Source organism: Methylobacterium sp. WL18, from assembly GCF_008040015.1.
GTDB lineage: Bacteria > Pseudomonadota > Alphaproteobacteria > Rhizobiales > Beijerinckiaceae > Methylobacterium > Methylobacterium mesophilicum.
In genome coordinates this window covers 1-839 of record NZ_VRVD01001109.1, presented here as the reverse complement: position 1 = coordinate 839, position 839 = coordinate 1, and the positions used below count along the sequence as shown (strand labels likewise).

Genomic DNA, 839 nt, shown 5'->3' with positions numbered 1-839 from the left:
GTGCGGCGATCCCCGACCCCGACCGGACGGCGGACCTGGGGACGGCGGACCTGCCGCCGGCACCCGGCATGCGTGCCGCCCTCACGGTGCCCGTGCAGCTCGGCGGCGCGGCTTCGGGGATCCTCGAGCTGCGCGCCGCCCGGGCCGACGCCTCCATACAGGACGCCTCCACGCAGGACGCCTCCACGCAGGATGCCTTCACGCAGGATGATCTGGCGGTCGTGCAGCTGATCGCCGGCACGGTCGCGGCGAGCCTCACCGGGACCCGGGAGGTCGGCGCGGCCGAGGCCCGGCTCGCCACCGTGATGGACACGGTCCCGGTCGGGATCCTGCTCGCCGAGGCGCCCTCCGGCCGCATCGTCATGGGCAACCGGCGCATCCGCGAGGTGCTGGGCCACGACACGGTCTATGCGCAGGACAGTGCGGCGTACGGCGCCTACGGCGCCTATCACGCGGATGACAGACCGGTGGCGCCGGAGGAGTTCCCGCTCGCCCGGATCTGCGCGGGCGAGGCGGCCCGGGCCGAATTGGAGGTCCGCTACCAGCAGCCCGACGGGACGCGCCGCTGGATCGCCATCGCGGGCGAGGCGATCCGGGACGCCGCCGGCACCGTCGTGGGCGCCGTGGTGGCGGTCTCCGACATCGAAGCGCGCAAACGCGCGGAGGCGGACCAGGACCTGCTCAACAGCGAGCTGTCGCACCGGCTGAAGAACACCCTGGCGCTGGTGCAGGCGATCGCCGCCCAGACCCTGCGCAACGCCCCCGACATCGACACGGCCCGCGAGGCCCTGGCGGCGCGCCTGGTCGCCCTGGGCAAGGCCCACGACATCCTGCTGGCC

1 protein-coding gene is annotated in these 839 nt (G+C 74.6%); it reads left to right on the top strand.

Features of this window, described 5'->3' with window-relative positions; all coding sequences use genetic code 11:
• Positions 1-68 precede the first annotated feature (68 nt).
• Positions 69-839, top strand: a 771-nt coding sequence (locus FV228_RS31195; protein ID WP_246694106.1) for an HWE histidine kinase domain-containing protein, incomplete at its 3' end; no start/stop codon positions are given.